This window comes from Streptomyces sp. R41, from assembly GCF_041053055.1.
In the GTDB taxonomy this organism is placed as follows: domain Bacteria; phylum Actinomycetota; class Actinomycetes; order Streptomycetales; family Streptomycetaceae; genus Streptomyces.
In genome coordinates, this window is the sequence record NZ_CP163443.1 from 4,769,568 (window position 1) to 4,794,500 (window position 24,933).

The following is a 24,933-nucleotide window of genomic DNA, read 5'->3' on the forward strand; positions in this document are numbered from 1 at the left end:
GGGCACGCTTCATCCGGTCGGTCTCGGTCACGCCTCACGCCAGGGCCGCCGCCACCCGAACCGGTCGGCGCCGGATCACCAGCGCCATCAGCGCCGCCACCGCGCACAGCGTGCCCGAGGCGTACCAGACCACGTTGTACGAACCGAAGACATCCCGTGCGACGCCGCCGAGGAAGGCGACGAGGGCGGCGCCGACCTGGTGCGAGGCGAGGACCCAGCCGAAGACGATGGCGCTGTCCTCGCCGTACTGCTCGCGGCACAGGGCCAGCGTGGGCGGGACGGTGGCGACCCAGTCGAGGCCGTAGAAGACGATGAAGAAGATCATCGGGGGGTGCACGGTCGGCGCGAGGAGCATCGGGAGGAAGAGGAGCGAGATGCCGCGCAGCGCGTAGTACACCGCCAGCAGCCGGCGAGGCTCGAAGCGGTCGGTGAACCATCCGGAGGCGACCGTTCCGATCACGTCGAAGACGCCGATGACCGCGAGCAGCGAGGCCGCCGCCGTGATCGGCATGCCGTGGTCGTGAGCCGCGGGCACGAAGTGCGTCTGGATCAGGCCGTTCGTCGAGGCGCCGCAGATCGCGAACGTGCCGGCCAGCAGCCAGAAGGGTCCGGTGCGGACCGCGGAGAGCAGGACGGTCACCGCGCGCCGGGCGGCCCCCTGCACCGGCTCGGGCTTCGGCACGAACTCCGTCGCCCCGTACGGCTTCTGGCCCACGTCCGCCGGGTGGTCCCGCAGCAGCAGCCAGACGAAGGGGACGACCGCGAGGGCCGCGAGGGAGACGGTCACCGAGGCGGGACGCCAGCCGTGCTTCGTGACGATCCAGGACAGCAGCGGCAGGAAGATCAGCTGGCCCGACGCCGAGGCCGCCGTCAGGATGCCCGTCACCAGGCCCTTCCGCTCGGTGAACCACCGGTTCGTGACCGTCGCCGCGAACGCGAGCGCCATCGAGCCGGAGCCCAGGCCCACCAGCAGGCCCCAGCAGAGCAGGAGCTGCCAGGCGGCCGTCATCCACACGGTCAGCCCGGAGCCGACCGCGATCACGGTCAGGGCGATCGCCACCACGCGCCGGATACCGAAGCGGTCCATCAGCGCGGCCGCGAACGGCGCGGTCAGCCCGTACAGCGCGAGGTTGATCGAGACCGCGGCGCCGATCGTGCCGCGCGACCAGTGGAAGTCCTGGTGCAGCGGATCGATCAGCAACCCCGGCAGCGAACGGAAGGCCGCCGCGCCGATGATCGTCACGAAGGTGACGGCGGCGACGAACCACGCGCGGTGGATGCGGGGGCGGCCCGGGACAGAGGGCTCCTGTGTGGGGACGATGGCATCGGTTGTCTGGGTCACGTCATAGAGCTTCCGGGATCGGGGCCCGGCGAACCACTGGCCCGGGGGACAGCATTCGCTAGGATCGGGCCATGGCCGAACAGCAGGCACCCTCGCACACCGCACGCGCGCACGCGGCGCCTTCGCAGCAGGCGCCCGCACCGACGGAAGCCCCGCTCCAGCACGCGTCCTCCAGGCACCGCGTCGTCGTCCTCGCCCTCGACGGGCTGCTGCCCTTCGAGCTGGGCATCCCGCAGCGCATCTTCGGCAAGGCGCGCGACGCGGAGGGACGGCATCTGTACGACGTCGTCACCTGCTCGGTCCGGCCGCCCGGCCCCGTCACGACGGACGCCGACTTCGCCGTCCTCGTCGCGAACGGCCCGGAGGCGCTGGCCACCGCCGACACCGTCGTCGTCCCCGCCTCGTACGAACTCGGCCCCGTCCACGAGGAAGGCCTGCTCACGCCCGAACTGGCCACCGCCCTCGCCCACATCCGCCCCGGCACCCGCCTCGTCTCGATCTGCACCGGTGGATACGTCCTCGCCGCCGCCGGCTATCTCGACGGCCGCCCGGCCACCACGCACTGGATGCACGCCGAGCACTTCCAGGAGCTCTTCCCCAAGATCAAGGTCGACGCCGATGTGCTCTTCATCGACGACGGGGACGTCCTCACCTCCGCCGGTGTCGCGGCCGGGATCGACCTGTGCCTCCATCTCGTACGCCGCGACCACGGCGCCGCCGTCGCCAACGACGTGGCCCGCCGCACCGTCGTACCGCCGCACCGTGACGGCGGCCAGGCGCAGTACATCCAGCGCCCCGTGCCGGACGCGCAGGCGGCCACCACGACCGCCGCCCGCGCCTGGGCGCTCGCCCGCCTCCATGAGCCGATCCAGCTGCGCGACATGGCCGAGCAGGAGTCCATGTCGGTACGCACCTTCACGCGCCGCTTCCGCGAGGAGGTCGGCGTCAGCCCCGGACAGTGGCTCACTCAGCAGCGCGTCGAACGGGCCCGCTACCTGCTGGAGTCCAGCGACCTGTCGATCGACCAGGTGGCGGGGGACGCCGGCTTCGGCACGGCCCAGTCGATGCGGCAGCATCTACAGGCGGCGCTCGGTGTCACTCCCACTACGTATCGGCGCACGTTCCGGTCCGGGAGCGGGGGGTCCGGGAACGCCGGGGGCGACGGCGGAGGTTCCGACAACTCCCTTGTTTCCTCCGGAGGCTGAGCCTCCACCGGCGCTCGCCACCCGGCGGCTCTCCCCCAGCGCGCCCACGGCGGTGAGCAGCAGGGTGAGTCCGACTCCGGCCAGGATCGCGGTCGAGGGCGCCACGAAGTGGAGCAGGGTGCCCGCGAGGGAGCCGGTCGCTGCGTACCCCGCGCCCACGGCCGCGTACATCACCGAGTAGCCCGCGGCCAGCGCGCTCGGCGGGAGGATCTCACGCAGCGACAGGTTGCGGGTGAGCATGGCGCCGGCCTGCAGCACGCCCGCGAGGACGAGCGCGGCCGCCATCCAGGCGAGGGCCGGTATCAGCGCGACCAGCGCCACGCACGCGGACATCGCGCAGAGCAGCAGCACGCTCCGGGTGCGTAGTTGGCCCGGCCAGTCGCGCAGCCCGTACAGGAACGCGCCCGCCGCCGAGCCCAGCGACAATCCCGTGAGCAGCGGGCCCGCCCAGCCGACGCCCGTGCCCCGCTGTTCGAGCAGGGCGGGCAGGACGAGTTCGGCGAGGGCGAGGAGGGAGAGGCCGGCCGCGCCGGTCACGTACGCCGGCCAGGCCCTGGACAGGATCCGTGCCATCGACTCGCCGTCGCGGTCCGTCTCGTCCGCGGCCCAGCCCGCGGGCAGCATCCACAGGCCCGCGACCGACGACGCCATCAAGGCGGCCGCGAGCAGCAGCGGGATCCTGGGGGCGACGCCCAGCGCAAGGCCGGTGACCGCCGCCGGGGTCAGGGACCATATGCCGAACGTCAGCATCGACTCGGCGGACAGGGCCTGGGCCACGGCGCGCTTCGGGACCATGGCGGTGAGCAGTGCGCGCAGGCCGCCGGGAGCGGCGGAGGGGGCGGCGCCGGCGAGGGCGGCGAACGCCGCGAGTATCGCCGGGTGCGCGTGCGGGAACGCCGCCAGGCCCGCGAAGCCGGTGGCGCCTCCCGCCAGGCCTGCGGCCAGTTGGGGGCGGGCTCTGTGGGGACGCATGCGGGTGCCCAGGAAGGGGGCGCCGGCGATTTCGCCGATCACGTACGCCGCTGCCAGGGCTGCGCCCAGGGTGTAACCGCCGGGGCGCTCGCGGGTCAGGAACACCAGGGCCAAGGGGGCCATGGCGACCGGCATGCGGGCGCCGATGGCCACGATGGCCCAGGCCAGGGCCTGTTTGGAGGCGACGTCTCGGTAGGTCATGCGATGACGTTACGGGGCGGGACCGACAGTGGCCGAGCGGATTTCTGGGCCTGTGGACAACTTCGGGTGCGGCGGCCGAGTGGGGGGTTCCTCATCCCCTCCGCCCCTTCCCGTCCCGTACCTGGGGGCTCCGCCCCCAGATCCCCGTAGCGCGCTTCGCACTCGTCCTCAAACGCCGGACGGGCCAGAGATCAGAACGTCAGCACCGCCCTCGCCACCCTTCCCTCGTGTGCGTCCTGCGCCGCCTTGTCGAAGTCCTCCACCGGGTAGGTGGCCGTCACCAGCTCGTCCAGGAGCAGGCGGCCCTCCCGGTACAGGTCCGCGTACAGGGCGATGTCCCGTTGCGGGCGCGAGGAGCCGTAACGGCAACCGAGGATCGACTTGTCCAGATACATGGAGGAGACGAGGAAGGAGGCCTCGGCGGTCGCCGGAGGGACTCCGAGGAGTACCGCCTGGCCGTGGCGATTGAGCAAGTCGATGGCCTGGCGGATGAGTTCGACGCGTCCGACGCACTCGAAGGCGTGGTCCGCGCCCAAGGGGAGGATGTCCTTCACGCCCTCCGTCGAGGTCAGGAAGTGCGTCGCGCCGAACTGTCGGGCCACCGGCTCCTTCGCCGGGTTGGAGTCGACCGCGACGATCTGCAGGGCGCTCGCGATCCGGGCGCCCTGGATGACGTTGAGGCCGATGCCGCCGGTGCCGATGACCAGGACGCTGTCGCCGCGGTCCACGCGGGCGCGGTTCAGGACGGCGCCGACGCCTGTCAGGACGCCGCAGCCGATGAGCGCGGCGGACGTCAGCGGGATGTCCTTCGGAATCCGGACGGCCTGGACCGCCTTCACCACCGTCCTTTCCGCGAAGGCCGAGTTGGACGCGAACTGGTACAGCGGCCGGCCGTCCCGCGCGAACGGCTGCTGCGGCATTCCGATGGCCTTGCGGCACATCGTCGGCCGCCCCCGGTCGCACTCGGCGCAGGCCCCGCAGTTGGCGAGCGTGGACAGGGACACATGGTCGCCGGGCTCGACATGGGTGACGCCCGCGCCCACCGCCTCCACCACACCCGCGCCCTCATGGCCGAGCACCACAGGAACGGGGAACGGTATGGTCCCGTCCACCACAGACAGGTCGCTGTGGCACAGCCCGGCAGCGGAGATCGCGACCCGTACCTCCCCCGGCCCCGGATCGCGTATCTCCAGATCGTCCACGACCTGGGTCTGCTTCCCGTCGAAGATCACGCCTCGCATCGCGACTCCCTCAGCCCTTCGGCTCCCTAGGCAGGCCGAGCACGCGCTCGGCGATGATCGTGCGCTGAATCTCGTCCGAGCCGCCGTAGATCGTGTCGGCCCGGCCGAACAGGAACAGGTGCTGGAGCTCGTCCAGTTCGTACGGTGCCGCCGCCGACCAGTCCGCCGGGCCCACCGCCGCGCCGGCGCCTCGCACCGCCACCGCCAGCTCCCCGAGCCGCCGGTGCCAGCCGCCCCACAGCAGCTTCGCCACGCTGGGCGCCCCGGCATCCGCAGGGTTCCCGGAACTCCCCAGCGTGCGCAGGGCGTTCCAGCGCATCGTGCGCAGCTCGGCCCACTGGCGTACGAGCCTGTCGCGTACGACGGGATCGGCGGCCGCGCCCGTTGCGGCGGCCGTCTTCACCACGCGCCCCAACTCCTCGGCGAAGCCGATCTGTTGGGCCAGCGTCGACACGCCTCGCTCGAAGCCGAGGAGGCTCATCGCGACACGCCAGCCATTGCCTTCGCCGCCGACCACGTGCTCGGCACGGGCCGACGCGCCGTCGAAGAAGACCTCGTTGAACTCGCTCGTGCCGGTCAGCTGGCGGATCGGGCGGACCTCGATGCGGCCCGGCTGGTTCATCGGGACGAGCAGGAAGGACAGGCCGTGGTGGCGGGCGGAGTCCGGTTGCGTACGGGCGAGTACGAAGCACCAGTTGGCCTCGTGGGCGAGGGACGTCCAGATCTTCTGGCCGGTGACACGGTAGGAGTCGGTGGCGGTTTCGCGTACGGCGGCGGTCCGCACGCCCGCCAGGTCCGAGCCCGCTCCCGGCTCGCTGTAGCCCTGGCACCAGAGTTCCTCGCCTCGGGCGATGGGGGGCAGGAAGCGGGCCTTCTGTTCCTGTGTGCCGTGGGCGATGAGGGTGGGTGCCAGAAGGTTCTCGCCGATGTGGCCCGAGCGGGCCGGGGCCTTCGCTCGGGCGTACTCCTCCGCCCAGACGACCTGTTGGGTCAGGCTGCCTCGGCGGTTGCCGTATCCGTCCTCGTCCCAGCCGAGGCCGATCCAGCCGGCCCGGCCGAGCTCCCGTTCCCAGGCCCGACGGGCGGGGGCGCCGGTGAGGTGCGCCTCCAGCCAAGCCCTCGCCTCACCCCGGAACGTCTCGTCCTTGGGGCCGAATCCGAACTCCACGGTTGCCGCCTTACGTTGGCCTGCTCGACGTCTCTTGCCCGGTTGCCCGCGGTGGGTGCTGAGCTCGTGGTCGGTGCGCTCACCGGCGCTCGCAGGGTGCCGCCCTCTGTGGGACGGCTGCCACCCCTGGCGGCGGAGTGCCCGCAGCTAGGACGACGGGTGAGCTGCCGCCCCTCGCGGCAGCCCACCCGCACCGAGGACCACCACGACAGCACCCCACCGCCCGCCCTACCCATTCGGTCGCGCCCCCTCCGACGCCGCCCTCGCCATCGCCTCCACCTGCTCCAGCAGCGGCATCGGATCCACCCCCACCGTCCCCGGCAGGAAGTCCGCGATCTTCTCGGGGGTCCAGGTGCCCTCGGCGTATCCGGCGCGCAGTTCCCGGGGCTGGGCCCAGACGGCGATCTTGGGGCCGGCGATGGTGTACACCTGCCCGGTGATGCGTTCCTCGCGGGCGCGGTCCGACAGCAGATAGACCACCAGCGCGGCCACGTCCTCCGGTTCGCCGATCTCCTTCAGTTCCATGGGGACGTTCGCCGACATGCGTGTCCGGGCGACGGGGGCGACCGCGTTCGCCGTGACCCCGTACTTGTGCAGGCCGAGCGCCGCGCTCCGGACGAGGGAGATGATTCCGCCCTTCGCGGCGCTGTAGTTGGCCTGCGACACCGACCCCTGGTGGTTTCCGCTGGTGAAACCGATCAGCGTCCCGGAGCCCTGCTTGCGCATCACCGCGGAGGCGGCGCGGAAGAGCGTGAACGTGCCCTTGAGGTGCGTGGCGACCACCGGGTCCCACTCCTGCTCGGACATGTTGAAGAGCATGCGCTCGCGCAGGATGCCGGCCACGCACACCACTCCGTCGATGCGCCCGTACGACGTCAGCGCCGCGTCGACGACCCGCTGCCCGCCGGCCATCGTCGAGATGTCGTCGGCCACCGCGACCGCGTCGCCGCCCGCCGCCTCGATCTCCTTGACGACGGCGTCGGCGACCGAACTCGTCGGCTCGGCGCCCTCGATGGAGACGCCGTAGTCGTTGACGACGACGCGCGCGCCCTCGGCCGCGGCGGCGAGGGCGACGGCACGGCCGATCCCCCGCCCCGCCCCGGTGACGGCGATGACCTTGCCTGCCAAGAAGTTCCCCACGCCCGGCCCCTTCCCGCAGTTTCTGACGGTCCGTTAGATTCAACTCGGATTCTACGACCCGTCAGATACCTGGAGACAAGCCCCCGGGGAGGACTCATGTCACTGCCGACGCTTCATCCGGAGTTTCACGAGATCGCCAAGCGCGTGAACAACTGGGGGCGCTGGGGGGCTGACGACGAGATCGGGACCCTGAATCTCATCACCGACGAGGTGGTACGGGAGGCCGCCGGCTGCGTCCGCAGTGGTCGCCGGGTCCCGCTCGCCCTTCCTCTCCAGCAGGACGGCGTGCAGACCGGCATGATCCCGGGGCGCGTCAATCCGCTGCACACCATGGTGCAGATCAACCAGGAACTCTTCGGGCCGGGCACGGTCGCCTGCAGCGACGACGCCGTGACCATGGGGCTCCAGGCGGCGACCCACTGGGACGCGCTCACCCATGTCTCCCACTCCGGGAAGCTCTACAACGGCCGTCCGGCCGACACGATCACCCCGCACGGCGGCGCCGAGTTCAGCGGGATCGACAAGCCACGGCACATCGTCTCGCGCGGCGTACTGCTCGACGTCGCGCGAGCGCGGGGCCAGGACCGGCTGGAGGGTGGGCACGCCGTGACGCCCGAAGACCTGGACGCGGCCGAGGAGTTGGCGGGGACGCGGGTGAGGGCGGGCGACATCGTCCTCGTACGGACAGGGCAGATCCAGGTGTATCTCGCGGGCGACAAACACGGATACGGGTATCCGTCACCCGGACTGTCCGTCCGTACCCCGGAGTGGTTCCACGCGCGCGATGTCGCGGCGGTCGCGAACGACACCCTCACCTTCGAGATCTTCCCGCCCGAGATCGAGGACCTCTGGCTGCCCGTGCACGCGCTCGACCTGGTCGAGATGGGGATGCTGCAGGGCCAGAACTGGAATCTCGAAGAGTTGTCCACAGCCTGTGGACAAGAAGGACGCTACGCCTTCCTGCTGTCGGCCATGCCCGAACCCTTCGTGGGCGGTACGGGCACACCGGTGGCACCCGTCGCCCTGCTGTAGAGGCCCTTCAGCACCGGTCCGACCGGGAGAAGGCCGACCGGGCAAGCCCACCCAGGGGCGGGTCGACTGAACAAACCAGCCCAGGAGAGGGTCGGCTGGCGGCGCGCCACTGCTCGCCCCGAGCACGGCACCGCGCGCCGCCATCCGGCTCCGGCGTACCCGCCCTGCTCCTCCTGGCCCTGTAGGAGCCGACGCCGAATCGCGACCCACACTCGCCGAGGGCTCCCGTCACCGAAACCCTCGTCGTCCCCTCGCGGCGAATCGCTGAACACAAGCGTGATCAAACGGACACGTCACGTCAACACCCGTTCGGGGAATTATCACTTCACGTCCCATTTGTGACAGCGCGTGCAGAAGCACTCCCCGGCGCATTCAGCCACAACCGAGGTTCTGTACACGGGTTTCATGCATACATGCACAAAACCCGCGCGCCCACCCTGGAGTCTGCCGCTCAGACCGCCCAGACCGCCCAGGCCGCCTAGACCGCTTCGTACGCGAAGTCCTCGTACGCCGGATACGCGGTCCCCGCCGAAGCTCCCGGCGCGCAGCGGTCCACCTCGCACCAGATGCGCTTGCCGGCGCCCTCGGGGTTCCAGCCCCAGCGGTCCGCGAGACCGTCGACGAGCTCCAGGCCACGGCCGTTGGTCTCGTCGCCCTCGGCGTGCCGGGGACACGGGGGCCGGGCGCTGGAGTCGGCCACCTCCAGGCGGACGGTGGCGGCCTCGGCCCCGCCCGGCAGGGACAGCCGCAGCACGGCCGGACAGCCGGTGTGCACCACGGCGTTGGTGACGAGTTCGGAGACGAGCAGGATCAGCGTCTCGGCGAGCGGTTCATCGGCCCCTATCCCGGACCCGGCGAGCCGTGAACGGGCCCACCTCCGGGCTCGCCCCACCTCCGCGGGGTCGGGCCGGATCTCCAGCTGCACTTGAAGCACCTGCACCGCTCACACCATCCGAACCGGCGGACACATCGCCTCGCGCCTCACAAGGGCCACGATCGTAGCCATTTTCTGCATGGCCAGAACAAGGATCACGGAAAGTGATTCCCTTGCGAGACAGCATGGTTGACGTACAGTCACCCCAACAAGCGCTTCGGGCATATTCCAGCGCGAAGGAGTACGCGTGCGGCATACTGTGCGACGCTCGCCACGGGGAGTCGAACAGGCAGGCACGGGGGTCCGTCCTGCCCCGCGAGCGGCGCGCATCGCCGGGTCCGGAGCCGCCTCAGGGGCAACACCGGGATGGCTCAGCCTCAGAACCACTCGCATCCCACACAAGGTACCGGAGCGCGGCGCCGACTCCAGGCCGTGACAAGTCACGCCTAGGACACAACCCGATATCAACGCTCTGTAATTCCGGTATGCCACGATCCGCGACATTCATACGAGCCCTTCTCGCGACGCCCCTGCACAGAGCCCCTTTGGCCCGCTCCGGCCAAGAGATCGTCCGCCAACACATCCTCACTCTCCGTGGCTCCCATCGCACGCTGCGTCCGCACCCATGCCCTCTTGAGGTACAGATGGACGTCGGACTCCCAGGTGAAGCCCATGCCGCCGTGCACCTGGAGGCAGTCGCGGGCGCCGCGCACGGCGGCCTCGTCGGCGAGCAGCCGGGCCGCGGCGACATCCGTCGGGTCGGCGGTCACGGCGGCCGCGTAGACAGCCGCGCGCGCCACCTCCACCCGCACCAGCATCTGCGCGCACAGGTGCTTCACCGCCTGGAAGGCCCCGATCGGCTGCCCGAACTGCTCCCGCGTCCGGGCGTGTTGCACGGCCAGCTCGCAGGTACGGGCGGCGCTGCCGAGCTGTTCGGCGGCGGTGAGGAGCGAGGTGAGCAGTACGGCGTCGGGGTCTGCCCCCGCGGATACGCCGGACGTACGCACCCGGTGCAGCGGCGTCAGCGGGTCCACCGACCGCAGCGGCTCGGCGCCGGTCGCGTCCCCTCGTACGACATCCGCCTCGGCCAGCCACTCCACGAGCCCCCCGTCGACGGCGGCCACCACGGTCTCGCCGGCGGCCGCCCCGGCCACCACGTCCGCCGCGAGGTGCGTCGCGATCAGCGGGCCGGGCAGCAGCACCCGCCCCGCCTCCTCGAAGGCCAACACCGCTTCCGGCAGACCGAGTCCGACCCCGCCGTCCGCCTCGGGCAGCCGCAGCGCGAAGAACCCCGCCTCGCCGAGCTCGCGCCACAGCGCCCGGTCGAGCCCTGGCGGCCCGTCGTCCGCGGCGGCCCGCAGCCGCTCCCGGCCGAAGCGCGCGGTCAGCAGCTGGCGCACGCCCGCCTTCAACGCCCGCTGATCATCCGTGAGTTGGAAGTCCACTTGGGAGAGCTCACCGCCCCTTGGGAAGGCCCAGGATCCGCTCGGCCACGATGTTCTGCTGGATCTGCGAGGTGCCGGCCGCGATGGTGTACGACAGTGACGAGAGCCGGTCCAGGGTCCACTCCCGCCCGACGTCGAGCGCCTCGGGGCCGAGGACCTCGGCGGCGGCGTCGTACAGCTCCTGGCGCGTGTGCGAGTACCGCAGCTTGAAGACCGAGCCGCCGACTCCGGGCACTCCCCCGGTCCTCTGCGACTCGCTGACGTTCCACTGCGTGAGCCGCCACAGGGCGCGGAACTCGGCGTTCAGCCGGCCGAGCCGGCGGCGCAGCGCGGGATCGTCCCAGCGGCCGTTCTCGCGTGCCTCGCGGGCGAGTTCGCCCAGCACGCGCCGGCAGGCGACGACCTCTCCGACGAAGGCTGTACCGCGCTCGTACGACAGGGTCACCATGGTCACCCGCCAGCCGTCGTTCTCGGCGCCGACGCGGTTGGCGACCGGGATGCGCACCTCGTCCAGGAAGACTTCGGCGAACTCGGTGGAGCCCGCGAGCGTCCGCAGCGGCCGGACGGTGATCCCGGGCGCGTCCATGGGCATGGCGAGCCACGAGATGCCGCGGTGCTTGGGGGCGGTGGCGTCGGTGCGGACCAGCAGCTCGCACCAGTCGGCGACCTCCGCGTGGGAAGTCCAGATCTTGGACCCACTCACTACGTAGTCGTCGCCGTCCCGCCACGCGCGCGTGCGCAGCGCCGCGAGGTCCGAGCCGGCGTCCGGTTCGCTGAAGCCCTGGCACCAGACCTCCTCGCCGCGCAGCACCGGCGGCAGCCAGCGCACCCGCTGTCCGGCACTGCCTTCGGAGGCGATGGTCGGCCCGGCGTGCAGCAGCCCGACGAAGTTGGCCCCTACGTAGGGGGCGCCCGCCTTTTCCGTCTCCTCCAGGTAGATGAGGTGCTGCGTCGGGGTGGCGCCCCGGCCGCCCGCGTCCACGGGCCAGTGCAGGCCCGCGTACCCGGCGTCGTACAGCATCCGCTGCCAGCCGAGGTCGTACGCCCGTCTGCCCGGCCAGTCGTCGGGGGACGGCTTCGGGGGCAGCGTCGCAAGCGCCTTGGCGAGCCACTCGCGCAGCCGCGCCCGGAACTCCTCCTCCTCAGGGGTGTACGCCAGGTCCACTAGAGACCCCTGTCCACTAGAGGTCCAGTTCCAGCATGCGGATCGCGTTGCCGCGCATCAGCTTGTGGATCGTCTCGTCGTCTAGGCCCTTCACATGGTCGAGGGCGACCTCCTTGGTGTTCGGGAAGGTCGAGTCGACGTGCGGGTAGTCGGTCTCGAAGGTCGCGTTGTCCCGTCCCACCACGTCCAGGGACGCGACGCCGTGCTTGTCGCGGAAGAAGCAGCAGAAGATCTGCCGGTAGTAGTACGTCGACGGGGGCTCGGGGATGAGGTCGCGGACCCCGCCCCAGGCGCGGTGCTCCTGCCAGACGTCGTCGGCGCGCTCCAGGGCGTACGGGATCCAGCCCATCTGCCCTTCGGAGTAGGCGAGTTTGAGGCGCGGGAACTTCACGAGGACCCCGCTGAACAGGAAGTCCATCATCGAGGCCATCGCGTTGTTGAAGGACAGCGACGCCTGGACGGCGGGGGGCGCGTCCGGGGAGGCGGCGGGCATCTGGCTGCTGCTGCCGATGTGCATGTTCACGACCGTGCCGGTCTCCTGGCAGATCGCGAAGAAGGGGTCCCAGTAGCCGGAGTGGATGGAGGGCAGCCCCAGGTAGGTGGGGATCTCCGAGAAGGTCACGGCCTTCACCCCACGGGCCGCGTTGCGCCGGATCTCGGCGACCGCCAGGTCGATGTCCCACAGCGGGATCAGGCACAGCGGGATCAGCCGGCCGCCGCTGTCGCCGCACCACTCCTCGACCATCCAGTCGTTGTACGCGCGCACGCAGGCCAGGGCCACTTCCTTGTCGTGCGCCTCGGCGAACGTCTGCCCGCAGAAGCGGGGGAAGGTGGGGAAGCAGAGGCTGGCCTCGACATGGTTGAGGTCCATGTCCTTGAGGCGCTCGGCGGGGTCCCAGCAGCCGCGCCGCATCTCCGCGCGCGTGATGCCCTCCAGGGTCATCTCGTCGCGGTCGAAGCCGACGGCGGCGATGTTGCGCTTGTACGGGAACTTGAGGTCCTCGTAGATCCACCAGTCGGTCGGCGGCCCTTGCGGGTCCATCGTGATCTGGTACTTGCCGCCGACGTAGGCGAGTTCTCCGATTCCGGCGGTGAGGGGCTGCGGCCCGCGCTCGCGGTACTTCTGCGGCAGCCAGGTCTCGAAGAGGTGCGCGGGCTCGATCACATGGTCGTCGACGCTGATGATGCGGGGCAGTTCGGTCATGGTTCCCCTCCGCCTGGCGTACGTTTCTGATGGCCCGTCAGATTCATCTGCACAAGCAGGCTAGCCCCGCACCTATGGACCGACAAGGCGGCGAGCCCTACGCTCTGCCCACGATCTGACTGACCGTCAGCTACAGGGGGTCGAAGTGAACGACATCGCACACGCCCTGAGTTCCGCGCGCACGCTCTGGGAACTGGTCGCGCGTCGCGCGGACCTCACCCCCGACCGGCCCGTCCTCCTCCAGGACGACCGCTCCCTGAGCTTCGGCGAACTGCGGGGCCGTGCCGAGCGGGTCGCGGCGGGCCTGTACGGCATGGGCGTACGCCCCGGCACGGTGGTCGCCTGGCAGCTGCCCACCCGGATCGAGACCGCGCTGCTGTCCTTCGCGCTGGCCCGCCTCGGCGCCGTACAGTCGCCGGTGATCCCCTTCTACCGCGACCGCGAGGTCGGCTTCGCGCTGCGGGAGTCCAGGGCCGAGTACTTCGCAATACCGGGCGAGTGGCGCGGCTTCGACCACACGGCGATGGCGCGGCGGCTCGGCGCGAAGGGCGTCTTCGAGGTGTACGACGTACTGCCGGACGGCGACCCCGCCGTGCTCCCCGCTCCTCCCGCCGACGGAACCTCCGTCCGCTGGATCTACTGGACCTCGGGCACCACCTCCGACCCCAAGGGCGTGCTGCACACGGACCGTTCACTGATCGCGGGCGGCTCGTGCCTCGCGCACGCGCTGCACCTGACGGCCGACGACGTGGGCTCGATGGCCTTCCCGTACGCGCACATCGCCGGGCCCGACTACACGGTGATGCTGCTGCTGTACGGCTTCCCGGCGGTGATGTTCGAGCACTTCGCGCTGCCCGCCGCCCTGGAGGGCTACCGCAAGCACGGCGTGACGGTGGCGGGCGGCTCGACGGCCTTCTACTCGATGTTCCTCGCCGAACAGCGCAAGCAGCCGGGAGAGCCGGTCATCCCCACGCTACGGCTGCTGGCGGGAGGTGGCGCCCCCAAGCCTCCCGAGGTCTACCACTCCGTCGTACGGGAGATGGGCGTGCAACTCACCCACGGGTACGGCATGACCGAGGTCCCGATGATCACGATGGGGTCGCCGGACGACACGGTCGAGAATCTGGCGACGACGGAGGGCAGGCCCCCGGAGGGCATGGAGATACGGATCGTGGACGGGAAGGGAGCGTCACAGCCGTACGGCGTCGACGGCGAAGTACGGCTGCGCGGGGAGGCCGTCTGCCAGGGGTACCTGAATCCGGCGCAGACGGCGGAGGCCTTCGACGCGGACGGGTTCCTGATCACGGGGGATGTCGGACATCTGACAAAGAACGGGCACCTCGTCCTCACCGGCCGCCTGAAGGACATCATCATCCGCAAGGGCGAGAACATCTCGGCCAAGGAGATCGAGGACCTGCTGCACCGGCACCCGGACGTCGGCGATGCGGCCGTGATCGGGCTGCCCGACGCCGAGCGCGGGGAGCGGGTCTGCGCGGTGGTCGAACAGCCGCCCGAGGCCGAGGAGTTGACCCTGGCGGCGATCACGTCGTATCTGCGCGCGGAAGGGCTGTCGGTGCACAAGCTGCCGGAGCAGCTGGAGGTGGTGGACGCCCTTCCGCGGAACGAGACGCTGCGGAAGGTCCTCAAGTACCGGCTCAGGGAGCGCTATTCACGGTGATTCACTCCGGCACCGTGAAGTAGCGGGCGAACGCGCTCACGATCTCGGCTTCGCCGATCCGGCCGTCGGAGTCCGTGTCGAGGGCGGCGGCCGCGACGGCGGCGATGTCGTCGCGCACACCGAGGGCCCTCAGGACGCGCTCGGTCTCCGCGACCGTGGCCGCGCCGTCCCCGTCGGTGTCCGCGACCGCGAGGGCGGCGTGCAGGAAGGGTCGGGCGATCTCGGCGAACCGCTCGGGGTTGTCGCGCAGCCGCTTCACCGCGCCGCTCACGAACTCCTCGCGGGTGATCCGCTGGTCACCGTCCCGGTCCGCTATCCCGGCCATGCCCTGCCAGAACGCCTCGGCGCCGACGTACAGGGCCTGGCCCTTGTCCGACCGGGCCGTCGTACCGAACTCGGCGAGGACCGCCTTGGTCGCGGCGTTGAAGTCCTCCCGGTCGATGTAGCCATTGCCGTCCTGGTCGAAGCCGGCGAACCGGGCGGCAATCCTGCGCTCGTACTCGGTGCTGACCATGGTGTGTTCGGACCGCCTTACGTCTCAGCCGGTCTCTCCGCCGGACTGGGGTTCATCTGGGACGGAGCGTACGACGCCCCGGCCGTCGCGGGAGCGGGAAAACGACGGTTGTACCAAGACTGCGGGAATTCCGGGACAACTGTGTGGCGAAGTGTCGCGGAGCGTGTGGCAGGAGTCACGCCGACAACGGGCTCGACTCGTCGGCGACGGCCGTGGGGACGTCCGGGTACACGTCGAAGAGACGGCGCACGCCGAGGGCCGCGAGGACACGGTTGACGTGGGAGCCGTCGATCGCCCCCTGGGCGGGCAGGATCAGACGCAGCCGACCCTGGCAGGAGCGGATGAGGCGGCGGGTGGCGATGAGCACGCCGACGCCGCTGGAGTCACAGAAGAGGACCTCGGAGAGGTCGAGGACAAGACTTCGGCGGCCGTCGGCCACCGCGTCGTGCACCCGCTGGCGCAGCACCGGGGACGTCACGAGATCCAGCTCGCCCGACACCCGCAGCACGGCCCACTCGCCCTCGTCGCCGTCGGTCACCTTGAGCGTCACCGCCACGCCTCTCGCTCGCCTCACCCACCGGAAACGGAAGCAGTCCCTACGCTTCCCTCCAGCGCGGCTGCCCCGCCGCCGTTCCATGAAACACCGGTCCGCGCACGAAGAAACGCCGGTCTACGGTCGAAATTGTGCAGAGAGAGAACTATTTCAGACGCGTACTGTCTGATTCGATCGGATTCGATGGGGAAGACGATGGGCTTCTACCATCCACGGCCTGTCCGGGGGCGCGCATTGACGTAAAGGGGCGTGCGCTGTCGGACGTGCCGACTACATTCGAGACAGCAGTGCACACAGGCTGAACAGCAGCACACACAGGCCGAGCACAGGGACAGGCGCCGGGCACGACCAGGGTGAGGGGGCCGCATGGCGAAGAAGGACGCACCGCCCCGCTGGGACCGCAAGATGCAGCAGCGGCTCGCACGCGGGGAGGCGGCCGCGCTCGGTGAGTTCTACGACCGGTTCGCTTCGCTCGTGCACGGCCTCGCCCACCGGGTGCTCGGAGACGAGCGGGCCGCCGACGGCATCACCCGCGAGGTGTTCGCCCACATCTGGGAGAACCCCGACGCGTACGACCCCAAGCAGGGCCCGATGCGTTCCTGGGTCGCCACGCTGACCCACCGCCTCGCCGTGCAGCGGCTGCGCGCGACCGAGACCGCCGCGCTCGCCCGGGGCGGCCACGGCACCACCGAGGAGCTGGAGCGGAAGGTGCGCAGCGCCTCCGTCGCCGCCCGCGCGGACTACATCGTCACGTCCATGCCCGCCCCTCTGCGCGCCGCGCTGGAGCTCGCCTACTTCCAGCGCCGTGACTACCGCCAGGCCGCCGCCGACCTCGGCGTCACCGAGGACGAGGCCCGCCGCCGCCTCCGCCTCGGCCTCCAGCTCCTGTCCACCGCCCACGACACCGGCCCCACCGGCGCACCGCCCGAATACGGGGGTGCGCGGTGAACGGAGGAGCGGACCGGTTCGAGGCGTTCGACGAGCGCGAGGGGCATGAGGAGCAGGGGCATGAGAGGTACGGACATGACAGTTACGAGGGGGACGGGCACGAGGAGGGCGGTGCGTACGAGGGGCAGGCAGGCGCCGGGGATGGCGTAGGGCCGGAGGGGGCCCCGGTCGGTGGGGACGACGGGGCCCAAGTCCCTCAGGTGCCCCAGGGACCCCAGGGACCGGGACCTCAGGGACCTCGCGGACCCGACGGGCCGGACGGGCCGGCTCACGGCAACGGTGAGGAGCCGGGGAAGCCCCCGCGCATACCGCTGCCGCGTTCCTCCGTCGAGGACACCGGACGGCCGCTGCCCGAGCCGGCCGCCGCTCTCGCACCCGCGCCGCTCGTCCTCGAACACCGGGTGCTGAAGTCACTGCTCGGCGCGTGGGCGCTGGCCGCCTGCTCGGCGGAGGAGACCGCTGCCGTCGAGGAGCACCTCGGGGGCTGCGGCTCCTGCGCGGACGAGGCGCTGCGGCTGCGAGGGGCGGTCGGGCTGCTGCACCCGCCCGAGAGCCTCGACCTCGACCCGACGCTGCGCACCCGGGTCCTGGAGGGCTGCCTCGACCGGCGCCCGCCGAGGATTCCGGTGCCCGAGTGGGCGGCTCCGTACGACGCGGAGACCGCGCGGCTCGACGCGCTGCTGCAGGACATAGGCGGTGCCGAGTGGCACGCGCCCGTGCGGCTGCGCTGGTTCGACGGCGACAGTCCCGTGAGCCGTCGTACGACGGTCGCGGGGGTCATCGCGCATCTGCTGAGCGTCGACGGTCTGGTCGCCGTCGCGCTGGGCCTGGAGGACCCGCTCGGCTCCACCGGCCCGGCCTCCGACGACCCGACCCCGGAGGGGCGCACCGAGGCGTACTGGCGTGGCTCGCACTTCCCGCCCACCCGGTCCGTGCGCGGTCCCTGGCGGGAGCAGAGCCACAACCTGGTGCGTACGGTGTCGTTCGCGGGCGGGGGTTCCGGGCGGCTGACCGTTCCGTACGGCGGCTTCGAACTGCCGCTGCGCGACTCGATGCTGGACCGGGCCTTCGAGTGCTGGGTGCACGCGGGGGACATCGCGGACGCGGTGGACTATCCGTACGAGCCGCCGGCGCCGCGGCATCTCCACCGGATGATCGACCTCGCGGCGCGGATGCTGCCGGGGTCGCTGGCCGCCCGTCGCCGGGCGGGGCTCTCCGCCGCGCCGGTGCGGCACCTTGTGGCCGCGGGGGCGCCGGGGCGCAGCCTGCGGCTCGAGATCGAGGGGTCCGGGGGTGGGGACTGGCTGATCCCGCTGGACTCGCCCGGCGCGGTGGGCTCCACCGAGCGCGAGGTGGCTCACGTCGCGCTGGACGGGGTGGAGTTCTGCCGGCTGACGGCGGGGCACGTGTCGCCCGAGGAGGCGGCCGCCGGGCAGGACGGCGACCGGGAGGCGATCAGGGAGGTCCTGTTCGCGGCGGCGTCACTGAGCCGCATGTAGAGGCCGCGCCCCGTAAGGGGCGCGGGGAACTGCGCGACAAGCCCCCACCGGCAGGCGCCCAAAAGACAACCCAGGGGGGTCTGGGGGGCGCAGCCCCCAGGTACGGGAATGGGTAGGGGCGGCGGGGGCGAAACCCCTACGCGAACACCACCGTGCGGCGCCCGTTCAGCAGGATGCGGCGCTCCGCGTGCCACTTCACCGCCCGCGCCAGCGCCTGGCACTCCACATCGCGCCCGATGGCGACCAGCTGATCGGGAGTCACATCGTGGCCGACCCGCTCGACCTCCTGCTCGATGATCGGCCCCTCGTCGAGGTCGGCCGTCACGTAGTGCGCCGTGGCACCGATGAGCTTCACACCCCGGGCATGCGCCTGGTGGTACGGCTTCGCGCCCTTGAAGCTCGGCAGGAAGGAGTGGTGGATGTTGATGATCCGGCCGCTGAGCTGCTTGCACAGGTCGTCCGACAGCACCTGCATATAGCGGGCGAGGACGACGAGTTCGACATTCTCCCCGCGAACCAGCTCCAGCAGCTGCGCCTCGGCCTCCTCCTTCGTGTCCTTCGTCACCGGAATGTGGTGGAAGGGAATGTCGTACGAAGCCACGAGCTCGGCGAAATCCGTGTGGTTGGAGACCACGGCGACGATCTCGACCGGCAGCGCGCCGATCCGTACGCGGAAGAGCAGGTCGTTCAGACAGTGGCCGAACTTGCTGACCATGAGGACGATCCGCATCCGGTCCTCGACCCGGTTGATCTGCCAGTCCATGTGGAAGGAGTCACCGATCGCCGCGAAGCTCGCGCGCAGCTTCTCCACCGTCACCGGCGCCTCGGCCGAGAAGTGGACCCGCATGAAGAACAGTCCCGTGTCGCGGTCGCCGAACTGCTGACTGTCCTCGATGTTGCAGCCGGTCATGAAGAGGTAGCTCGACACGGCGTGCACGATGCCTGGCTTGTCCGGGCAGGAGATGGTCAGGACGTACTGCTCGGCGGCGGGTGCGGTCCCGCGGACGGACTGCTCATTCATGCAGGACAGGGTCCCATACCGGCCGCCTGGGGCGGACTGCCGTCCCGCCACGCGGACGCCCTCGGGGATCGCCTGCGCCGTACGCCACCGGGGGTCCCCGGCGCCGTACACCACGGGGCCTCTCCGGCGCCGCACACCGACCACGAGCCTCCGGCGTCGTGACCCGAGCAGGAGCCTCCGGCGCCGTACGCGCTCCGAGAGCCCGAGAACCGCTACGCCGACCGCGTCAGGATCCGCAGCACCTCGAGCGTCCGCGGCGGGGCGTCGGGATCCTCCCCGTCGCTCGTCGCCAGGCGCACGTGCGCGTCGCGCGCCGCGCGGACGGCCTCCGGCCAGGCGTGGTGGTCGACGTACGCGGAGACGGGTGCGTCGGGCCCGACCTGGTGCATGATCCGCAGGACGCGCAGCACGGCGGTGTCGACGAGGGCCGCCTCCTGGGAGTCCCGGAAGATCGTGCCGACGTACTTCTCGGCGGACCAGTTGTCCAGCCAGGTGTCCTCGACCAGGCGGTACACGGCGTCGGTGACGTCCCCGTACCCGTCGACACCGGCGAGCCAGACGTCACGTTGGAAGGCGGGGTCGGAGAGCATGTGCAGCGCGGAGCGCACATTGCTGCGCCAGCGCCACCACGGCATGTCGTTCAGTGGCATGCCGCCCATGGTGGATGAGCGACGGCCGCGACGGGAAGAGTTCTCCGAACCTTGCACGGTCACCGATCGTACGTTCCCTGTGAAAAACAGATCATCCGCCCCCGTAATTCACCTCTACGTCACCCGCCGTTGACCGCGGGTCACTCCCGGGTTAGCGATGTGACGGAATCGTGCGTGTCTATGACCGGCAGGCGACGCACACGCACCAGCTCACCCGTCCTCCCCCGGCCCGTCAAGGCCACGTTGCTGTCCGCGGGCGCGCTGGCCGCGTGTGCGTCGATCGCCGTCGGATGCGGGGTCATCCCTGGTGCCACGGGGGGCTCCGGGGACGACCCCGTCACCGTCATGACCTGGGCGCCCGAGAAGACGGCCGCGACCAACAAGCCCGGCATGCCCGCGATGGCGAAGGCGTACGCCCGCTGGATCAACTCCCACGGCGGCATCAACGGCCACAAGCTCAAGGTCCTCACCTGCAACGACCACAACGACTTCGTGGACGCCGCGAAGTGCGCCCAGCACGCGGTCGACGAGAACGTCGTCGCGGTCGTCGGCTCCTACAGCCAGCACGGCCGCACGTTCCTCGCCCCGCTGGAAAGCGCGGGCATCCCCTACATCGGCGGCTACGGCGTCACCGACGACGAGTTCACCAGCCCGCTCTCCTACCCCGTCAACGGCGGCGAGCCCGCGCTGCTGGCCGGCCTCGGCGAACAGCTCGGCAAGAACTGCGGTCCGGTCGCGCTCGTACGCCCCGACACCACCGCCGGCGACGAGCTCCCCGTCCTGCTCAACTCCGGCCTGAAGTCGGAGGGCCATACGTCCGCCGCGGACCAGCGGGCCGCCGACGACGCGACCGAGTACTCGCGGCAGACCCAGCAGGCACTCGAGCGCGCGACCAGCGACCCGCTCGAGCGGGGCTGCGTGGTGCCCGCGCTCGGCGACCGCACCGACACCTTCATGGACTCCTTCCGGCGCGACCGCGAGGACTACCCGGCGGTGCGCACGGGCAGCGTGCTCGGCAGCGTCGACCAGTCGCTGATCGACGCCACCGGCGGCAAGTCGAGCCCGTACGAGGGCTCGTACGTCACCGGCTGGTACCCGAACTCGAACGACCCGCGCTGGGACGCGATGCGCAAGGTGATCAAGGAGCAGGCCTTCGGCGACAACCGGATCGACCCGGCGGACGCCGGGGTGCAGACCACCTGGATCGCGTACACCGTGCTGAAGGCGGCCATCGAGTCGCTCGGCGACGGCGAGGTGTCCGCGCACGCGATCCGGCGCTCCCTCGACGACGGCCTCAAGGTGACCACGGGCGGGCTCACCCCGACGCTCAGCTGGCGCTTCGAGGACCTGATCGCGGCCGTCGACTTCCCGCGCCTCGTCAACGCCGACGTCACCTTCCAGGTCGTACGCCAGGGTCTGCTGGTGTCGGCACGGCGCGGGTTCGTCAATGTGTCGAAGACTCTGGAGAACGCGGACTGAGGGCCGCCGGGCTCCTCGGGGGTCCCCCGAGGAGCTCACAGTGGGTTCAGAGCTGGGTCCGCGACCGCTGCGTCAGTCCGTACTTGGACGCGATGGAGTTCCACAGCCCGGCGGCCTTCTGCTTCTCCGCGGACGCCGTGCCGCTGGCCTGGTCGCCGGCCTGACGCTGCCCGGTGGTGCGGGCGTGGCCCTTCCTGCAGCCCTTGTTGCCGGCGACCTGGTCGGCCCAGGCCGCGTAGTGGTTGTCGGCCGACGCGGAGGCCTTCCAGGCATTCGTGAGCGCGGTGGTCAGCGCGGCATGGCTGGGGAGCTTGTCGACGGGGAGGGCGGCGAGCCGGGTGACCAGCTCGCCGCGCTGCTTGGCCGCGTCGCGCAGATCACCGGCCGCCTGGCTCAGGTTGTCGCACGTCTTCACGTCCGCCACCGCCTTGATCACCGAGTCGCGGCTGTTGCTGCTGTCCGCCAGGAGCTTGTCCAGCTCGACGGCCTGCGCCTTGACCGGGTCGGCGGCCGGCGAGGCCGAGTCCCCCGTGGTGGGGGCCGTCGCCGACACAGTCTTGCTGCCGTCACCCTTGCTGTCGGAGCCACCGCCGCCGCTGAGCAGGGCGCCGGCGCCGATGCCGAGCACGGCGATGCCGATGCCGACGGCCGCGATCACCGGGACGCGCGAGCCGCCGCGGCCACCGCGTCCGCCGCCACCGTCGCCGTCGGACGCACCGCCACGGCGCGCGGCAGCCCGGCCTCCCGGCGCGCCGGGGACGTGCGCCTCGTACGGAGCCTGAGCCCCGTACGGAGCCTGAGCGCCGTACGCGGCTCGCGCGCCGCCGTGCGGGGCCTGCGGCGCCGACGGGTCGAAGCGCGGCATCTGCTGCGTCGACGCGGGCCCCTCCGGCTCACTGCGGAACAGGTTGTCGAACTCCGCGGGGGGCTGCCGGTCCTCCGGCGCGCCCGGGCGTATCCCGTACGGCGCCCCGGCCGGCTGCGCGGGCACGGGGGCCATGAACTGCGTGGCCTCGGCGTCCGGGTGCGCGGCGGGGGGCAGCGGCCCGGCGCCGGGACCGCCCTGCGGCGTCTGCCCGAGGAACTGCGTCGCGTCGGCCGACACCTCGGGCGGCAGCGCACCCGGGCCCACCGGCGGGATGTACTGGGTGGCGCCCTCGTCCGCCGCGGCGGGGACGGGCGGGATGAACTGCGTCGCTCCCTCGTCGCCACCCTGGGCAGGCGGAATGTGCGGAATGTACTGGGTCGCACCGTCGGCGGCGGCAGGCGGCAGGGGCGCGGGCTGCGCGGCGGGCGGCAGGGAGGGCGAGGCTCCGGGCGTGCCGTAGGCCTCGGCCGCCTGCGGAAGAGCGTTCCCGGGGGTGCCGTACGCGTCCCCCGCCTGCGGAAGGGCGTTCCCGGGGTGCGAGGGCTGCGCGGCCTGCTGGCCGTGCTGGCCGTGCTGGCCGTGCTGGCCGTGCTGGCCGTGGGCCGCGTACCCGTCGTATCCAGCGCTCGCGTGCGTGCCCTGCGCCTCCGGCGCGTAACCGCCCCGCGCGCCGTACGACGGCGCCTGCGCGCCCTCGGGCGGCAGCGGACCCGCGCCGGGCGCCGACTGCGGCGCGAAGCTCTGCTGCTGGTAGCCGTCCGCGCCCGGCTGCTGCGGGGTCGACCAGCCCTGGGAGGCGTCGGGTGTGCCCCAGTCCGGGGCCGGGGCCGTGGACTGAGGCGGCTCCGCGGCCCCCCATGTCTGGGTTCCGTTCACCGGCGCTTCCCAGCCCTGGCCGGGCTGCGGGGCCGGGGCGGCCGGCTGCTCGGGGCCCCACGGCTGGCCCCAGGCCTGGCCGCCCGCCGGGGTCGTGCGGTCGCCCGTCATACCCGGCAGCAGCGGCTCGCCGCCGTCGGAGGGCAGCACGATGCCTTCGCGCGCGGGCCGCGCCGAGGGCTCATCGCCCTGTCCACTCTGCGTCACCGGGACTCCTACTAATGGGGGACCTTCGGAATCGTCGGCTCACGCTACCGGGTCCCGACAACCCGGTGCCACGCAGCACAGGACGTGACCTCCGCCCCCTGTGACCGAGGTAACGAAACCGCCCCCGGGTGCGCTGTATATGCCTCCTCCCACTCCCGGCGCCCGCGTTTGCCCGGCGTTCATGCTCGCGCCGACCGTATGTTCACGCCCGCGCGTGCGGCCCTTCTTCTACGCCCTCCCACACCCGCGTACGCTCACGCCGCCGCCTGCAGCTCCAGGCGCGCCCCGAACTCCCGTACCACCGGCTCGTCCCGGTACGGCTCCAGCCGCTGCTGGAAGTCGTCGAGGTACTCGGCGCCGCGGTTGGAGCGGAGGGTGCCCAGCAGCTCCACCGCGCGCAGGCCCGTGTGACAGGCCTGTTCCACCTCGCGCTGCTGGACCTGCGCAGTGGCGAGCAGCACGAAACCGATCGCCCGGCGACGGGCCCGCGACTCGGGGTGCCCGGCGAGTGACTCCTCCGCGCACCGCGCGGCGGCCTCCGACTGGCCCAGGTCCCGGTGGCAGTGCGCCAACTCGTCGGCCAGATAGGCCTCGTCGAAGTGCGCGATCCACGTCGGGTCGTCCCCCGAGTCCGGGTCGGCCGACTCCAGGGCGGTGACGGCGCGCCCGGACGCCACCTGGGCGGCTCGCGCGTCGCCCATCAGCGCGTGCCCACGCGCCTCCGCGGCGTAGAACATCGACTCCGCGCGCGGTGTCACCCGCCCGCGCGCCCCCTCCTGCGCCGCGCGCGCCAACTGCGCGATCTCTCGCGGGTTGCCGAGCTGGGCCGCCAGGTGGCTCATCGACGCGGCGAGCACGTATCCGCCGTATCCGCGGTCCCCGGCCGCCTGCGCGAGCCGCAGCGCCTGGATGTAGTACCGCTGGGCGAGCCCCGGCTGGCCGGTGTCGATGGCCATGTAGCCGGCGAGTTCCGTCAACCGCGAGACCGCGGCGAACAGTTCACGCCCGACCGCCTCCCGGTAGGAGCCCGCGAGCAGCCCGGAGACCACGCTGTTGAGGTAGTGCACGACGACCGGGCGCACATGCCCGCTGCCGTACTGGTGGTCCAGGTCGACCAGCGCCTGGGTCATCGCGCGGACCGCCGCCACGTCCGAGACCCCGACGCGCGGGCCCGCCGAGCGCGCCACCTGCGAGTCCGGCGCGGAGATCAGCCAGTCGCGGCTCGGCTCGACAAGCGCGGAGGCGGCGACGGACGAGCCGGAGAGGAAGTCCCTTCGCCCGACGTCGCTGCGCCACAGCTCGCAGACCTGCTCGATGGCCCCCAGTACGGTCGGCGAGAACTGGAGACCGACGCCGGAGGCGAGGTTCTTGCCGTTGGCCATGCCGATCTCGTCGATCGTGACCGTACGGCCCAGTTTGCGGCCGAGCGCCTCGGCGATGATCGCCGGAGCCCGTCCGCGTGGCTGCTGTCCGCGCAGCCAGCGCGCCACCGAGGTCTTGTCGTAGCGCAGATCGAGACCGTGCTCCGCGCCGCACATGTTGACCCGGCGGGCCAGCCCGGCGTTCGAGCAGCCCGCTTCCTGGATGAGCGCCTGCAGCCGTTCGTTCGGCTGCCTGGCGACGAGAGGCCTTGCGGCCATGGCGTACCCCC

The 24,933-nt window shown here is 71.6% G+C and carries 20 protein-coding genes and 1 pseudogene; 6 read left to right on the forward strand and 15 right to left on the reverse strand.

All coding sequences use genetic code 11. The features are described 5' to 3' along the window. Positions 1 to 34: 34 nt before the first annotated feature. Entirely contained in the window at positions 35 to 1,342 is a 1,308-nt protein-coding gene (locus tag AB5J53_RS21830; protein ID WP_369247351.1) for an MFS transporter, read from the reverse strand. A gap of 71 nt (positions 1,343 to 1,413) precedes the next feature. On the opposite strand from AB5J53_RS21830, the gene AB5J53_RS21835 reads away from it, so the two are divergent. Continuing rightward, positions 1,414 to 2,547, forward strand: coding sequence for a GlxA family transcriptional regulator (locus AB5J53_RS21835; RefSeq protein WP_369247352.1), 1,134 nt, complete (start codon positions 1,414 to 1,416; stop codon positions 2,545 to 2,547). A gap of 24 nt (positions 2,548 to 2,571) precedes the next feature. Here AB5J53_RS21835 and AB5J53_RS21840 read toward each other — a convergent pair. From AB5J53_RS21840 to AB5J53_RS21855, 4 genes and pseudogenes are all read right to left on the reverse strand, one after another. Next, positions 2,572 to 3,720 (reverse strand): annotated as a pseudogene (locus AB5J53_RS21840) (MFS transporter); the annotation flags it as partial. Positions 3,721 to 3,911: 191 nt separating this feature from the next. Beyond that, entirely contained in the window at positions 3,912 to 4,961 is a 1,050-nt protein-coding gene (locus tag AB5J53_RS21845) for a Zn-dependent alcohol dehydrogenase (protein WP_369247353.1), read from the reverse strand. A 10-nt stretch (positions 4,962 to 4,971) separates the two neighbouring features. Then, entirely contained in the window at positions 4,972 to 6,129 is a 1,158-nt protein-coding gene (locus tag AB5J53_RS21850) for an acyl-CoA dehydrogenase family protein (RefSeq protein WP_369247354.1), read from the reverse strand. Positions 6,130 to 6,357: 228 nt separating this feature from the next. After that, on the reverse strand, positions 6,358 to 7,269 hold the full coding sequence (locus tag AB5J53_RS21855) for an SDR family oxidoreductase (protein ID WP_369247355.1): 912 nt from the start codon (positions 7,267 to 7,269) through the stop codon (positions 6,358 to 6,360). 96 nt (positions 7,270 to 7,365) lie between these two features. Here AB5J53_RS21855 and AB5J53_RS21860 point away from each other — a divergent pair, with 96 nt between their 5' ends. Beyond that, positions 7,366 to 8,301: a cyclase family protein gene (locus AB5J53_RS21860; protein ID WP_369247356.1), complete on the forward strand. Its 936-nt coding sequence runs from the start codon at positions 7,366 to 7,368 to the stop codon at positions 8,299 to 8,301. 478 nt (positions 8,302 to 8,779) lie between these two features. Here AB5J53_RS21860 and AB5J53_RS21865 read toward each other — a convergent pair whose 3' ends face one another. The 4 genes from AB5J53_RS21865 to AB5J53_RS21880 form a co-directional block, all read right to left on the reverse strand. Next, complete coding sequence (locus tag AB5J53_RS21865; protein ID WP_369247357.1) at positions 8,780 to 9,241, reverse strand: ATP-binding protein; 462 nt, start codon at positions 9,239 to 9,241, stop codon at positions 8,780 to 8,782. 398 nt (positions 9,242 to 9,639) lie between these two features. Then, the gene (locus tag AB5J53_RS21870) at positions 9,640 to 10,620 is read right to left on the reverse strand and encodes an acyl-CoA dehydrogenase family protein (RefSeq protein ID WP_369247358.1); all 981 of its coding nucleotides are present in this window, start codon (positions 10,618 to 10,620) and stop codon (positions 9,640 to 9,642) included. Positions 10,621 to 10,630: 10 nt separating this feature from the next. Continuing rightward, positions 10,631 to 11,785 carry an acyl-CoA dehydrogenase gene (locus AB5J53_RS21875; RefSeq protein WP_369247359.1) on the reverse strand — a complete coding sequence of 385 codons (1,155 nt, stop codon included), beginning with the start codon at positions 11,783 to 11,785 and terminating at the stop codon, positions 10,631 to 10,633. A 16-nt stretch (positions 11,786 to 11,801) separates the two neighbouring features. Further along, on the reverse strand, positions 11,802 to 12,989 hold the full coding sequence (locus tag AB5J53_RS21880; RefSeq protein WP_369247360.1) for an amidohydrolase family protein: 1,188 nt from the start codon (positions 12,987 to 12,989) through the stop codon (positions 11,802 to 11,804). 145 nt (positions 12,990 to 13,134) lie between these two features. Here AB5J53_RS21880 and AB5J53_RS21885 point away from each other — a divergent pair, with 145 nt between their 5' ends. Next, complete coding sequence (locus AB5J53_RS21885) at positions 13,135 to 14,667, forward strand: class I adenylate-forming enzyme family protein (protein WP_369247361.1); 1,533 nt, start codon at positions 13,135 to 13,137, stop codon at positions 14,665 to 14,667. Position 14,668: 1 nt separating this feature from the next. Here AB5J53_RS21885 and AB5J53_RS21890 read toward each other — a convergent pair whose 3' ends face one another. Further along, a complete protein-coding gene (locus tag AB5J53_RS21890) occupies positions 14,669 to 15,181 on the reverse strand; it encodes an EF-hand domain-containing protein (protein ID WP_369247362.1) in 513 nt (170 codons plus the stop codon). 175 nt (positions 15,182 to 15,356) lie between these two features. Then, positions 15,357 to 15,737 carry an STAS domain-containing protein gene (locus tag AB5J53_RS21895; protein WP_369247363.1) on the reverse strand — a complete coding sequence of 127 codons (381 nt, stop codon included), beginning with the start codon at positions 15,735 to 15,737 and terminating at the stop codon, positions 15,357 to 15,359. A gap of 363 nt (positions 15,738 to 16,100) precedes the next feature. On the opposite strand from AB5J53_RS21895, the gene AB5J53_RS21900 reads away from it, so the two are divergent. Both AB5J53_RS21900 and AB5J53_RS21905 read left to right on the forward strand, forming a co-directional pair. Continuing rightward, on the forward strand, positions 16,101 to 16,682 hold the full coding sequence (locus tag AB5J53_RS21900; RefSeq protein ID WP_369247364.1) for a sigma-70 family RNA polymerase sigma factor: 582 nt from the start codon (positions 16,101 to 16,103) through the stop codon (positions 16,680 to 16,682). Next, positions 16,679 to 18,181, forward strand: coding sequence for a zf-HC2 domain-containing protein (locus AB5J53_RS21905; RefSeq protein WP_369247365.1), 1,503 nt, complete (start codon positions 16,679 to 16,681; stop codon positions 18,179 to 18,181). The genes AB5J53_RS21900 and AB5J53_RS21905 overlap by 4 nt, the downstream gene beginning before the upstream one ends. 136 nt (positions 18,182 to 18,317) lie before the next feature. Here the strand turns inward: AB5J53_RS21905 and purU are convergent, their stop codons facing one another. Further along, on the reverse strand, positions 18,318 to 19,202 hold the full coding sequence (gene purU / locus AB5J53_RS21910) for a formyltetrahydrofolate deformylase (protein WP_369247366.1): 885 nt from the start codon (positions 19,200 to 19,202) through the stop codon (positions 18,318 to 18,320). Positions 19,203 to 19,414: 212 nt separating this feature from the next. Beyond that, complete coding sequence (locus tag AB5J53_RS21915) at positions 19,415 to 19,915, reverse strand: hypothetical protein (RefSeq protein ID WP_369247367.1); 501 nt, start codon at positions 19,913 to 19,915, stop codon at positions 19,415 to 19,417. A 117-nt stretch (positions 19,916 to 20,032) separates the two neighbouring features. On the opposite strand from AB5J53_RS21915, the gene AB5J53_RS21920 reads away from it, so the two are divergent. Beyond that, positions 20,033 to 21,331, forward strand: coding sequence for an ABC transporter substrate-binding protein (locus tag AB5J53_RS21920; RefSeq protein ID WP_369247368.1), 1,299 nt, complete (start codon positions 20,033 to 20,035; stop codon positions 21,329 to 21,331). Positions 21,332 to 21,377: 46 nt separating this feature from the next. Here the strand turns inward: AB5J53_RS21920 and AB5J53_RS21925 are convergent, their stop codons facing one another. Both AB5J53_RS21925 and AB5J53_RS21930 read right to left on the reverse strand, forming a co-directional pair. Continuing rightward, on the reverse strand, positions 21,378 to 23,282 hold the full coding sequence (locus AB5J53_RS21925; protein ID WP_369247369.1) for a hypothetical protein: 1,905 nt from the start codon (positions 23,280 to 23,282) through the stop codon (positions 21,378 to 21,380). Between the two features lie 254 nt (positions 23,283 to 23,536). Beyond that, positions 23,537 to 24,922 (reverse strand): transcriptional regulator, encoded by a 1,386-nt coding sequence (locus AB5J53_RS21930; RefSeq protein WP_369247370.1) that lies wholly within the window; start codon positions 24,920 to 24,922, stop codon positions 23,537 to 23,539. Between the last annotated feature and the right edge of the window lie 11 nt (positions 24,923 to 24,933).

What these genes read in the sequence shown, in the direction of transcription:
- AB5J53_RS21860 (WP_369247356.1), top strand. Translation starts at nt 7,366, where the DNA reads ATGTCACTGCCGACGCTTCATCCGGAGTTTCACGAGATCGCCAAGCGC.
- AB5J53_RS21880 (WP_369247360.1), bottom strand. Translation starts at nt 12,989, where the DNA reads ATGACCGAACTGCCCCGCATCATCAGCGTCGACGACCATGTGATCGAG.
- AB5J53_RS21835 (WP_369247352.1), top strand. Translation starts at nt 1,414, where the DNA reads ATGGCCGAACAGCAGGCACCCTCGCACACCGCACGCGCGCACGCGGCG.
- AB5J53_RS21845 (WP_369247353.1), bottom strand. Translation starts at nt 4,961, where the DNA reads ATGCGAGGCGTGATCTTCGACGGGAAGCAGACCCAGGTCGTGGACGAT.
- AB5J53_RS21900 (WP_369247364.1), top strand. Translation starts at nt 16,101, where the DNA reads ATGGCGAAGAAGGACGCACCGCCCCGCTGGGACCGCAAGATGCAGCAG.
- AB5J53_RS21920 (WP_369247368.1), top strand. Translation starts at nt 20,033, where the DNA reads ATGACCGGCAGGCGACGCACACGCACCAGCTCACCCGTCCTCCCCCGG.
- purU (WP_369247366.1), bottom strand. Translation starts at nt 19,202, where the DNA reads ATGAATGAGCAGTCCGTCCGCGGGACCGCACCCGCCGCCGAGCAGTAC.
- AB5J53_RS21930 (WP_369247370.1), bottom strand. Translation starts at nt 24,922, where the DNA reads ATGGCCGCAAGGCCTCTCGTCGCCAGGCAGCCGAACGAACGGCTGCAG.
- AB5J53_RS21890 (WP_369247362.1), bottom strand. Translation starts at nt 15,181, where the DNA reads ATGGTCAGCACCGAGTACGAGCGCAGGATTGCCGCCCGGTTCGCCGGC.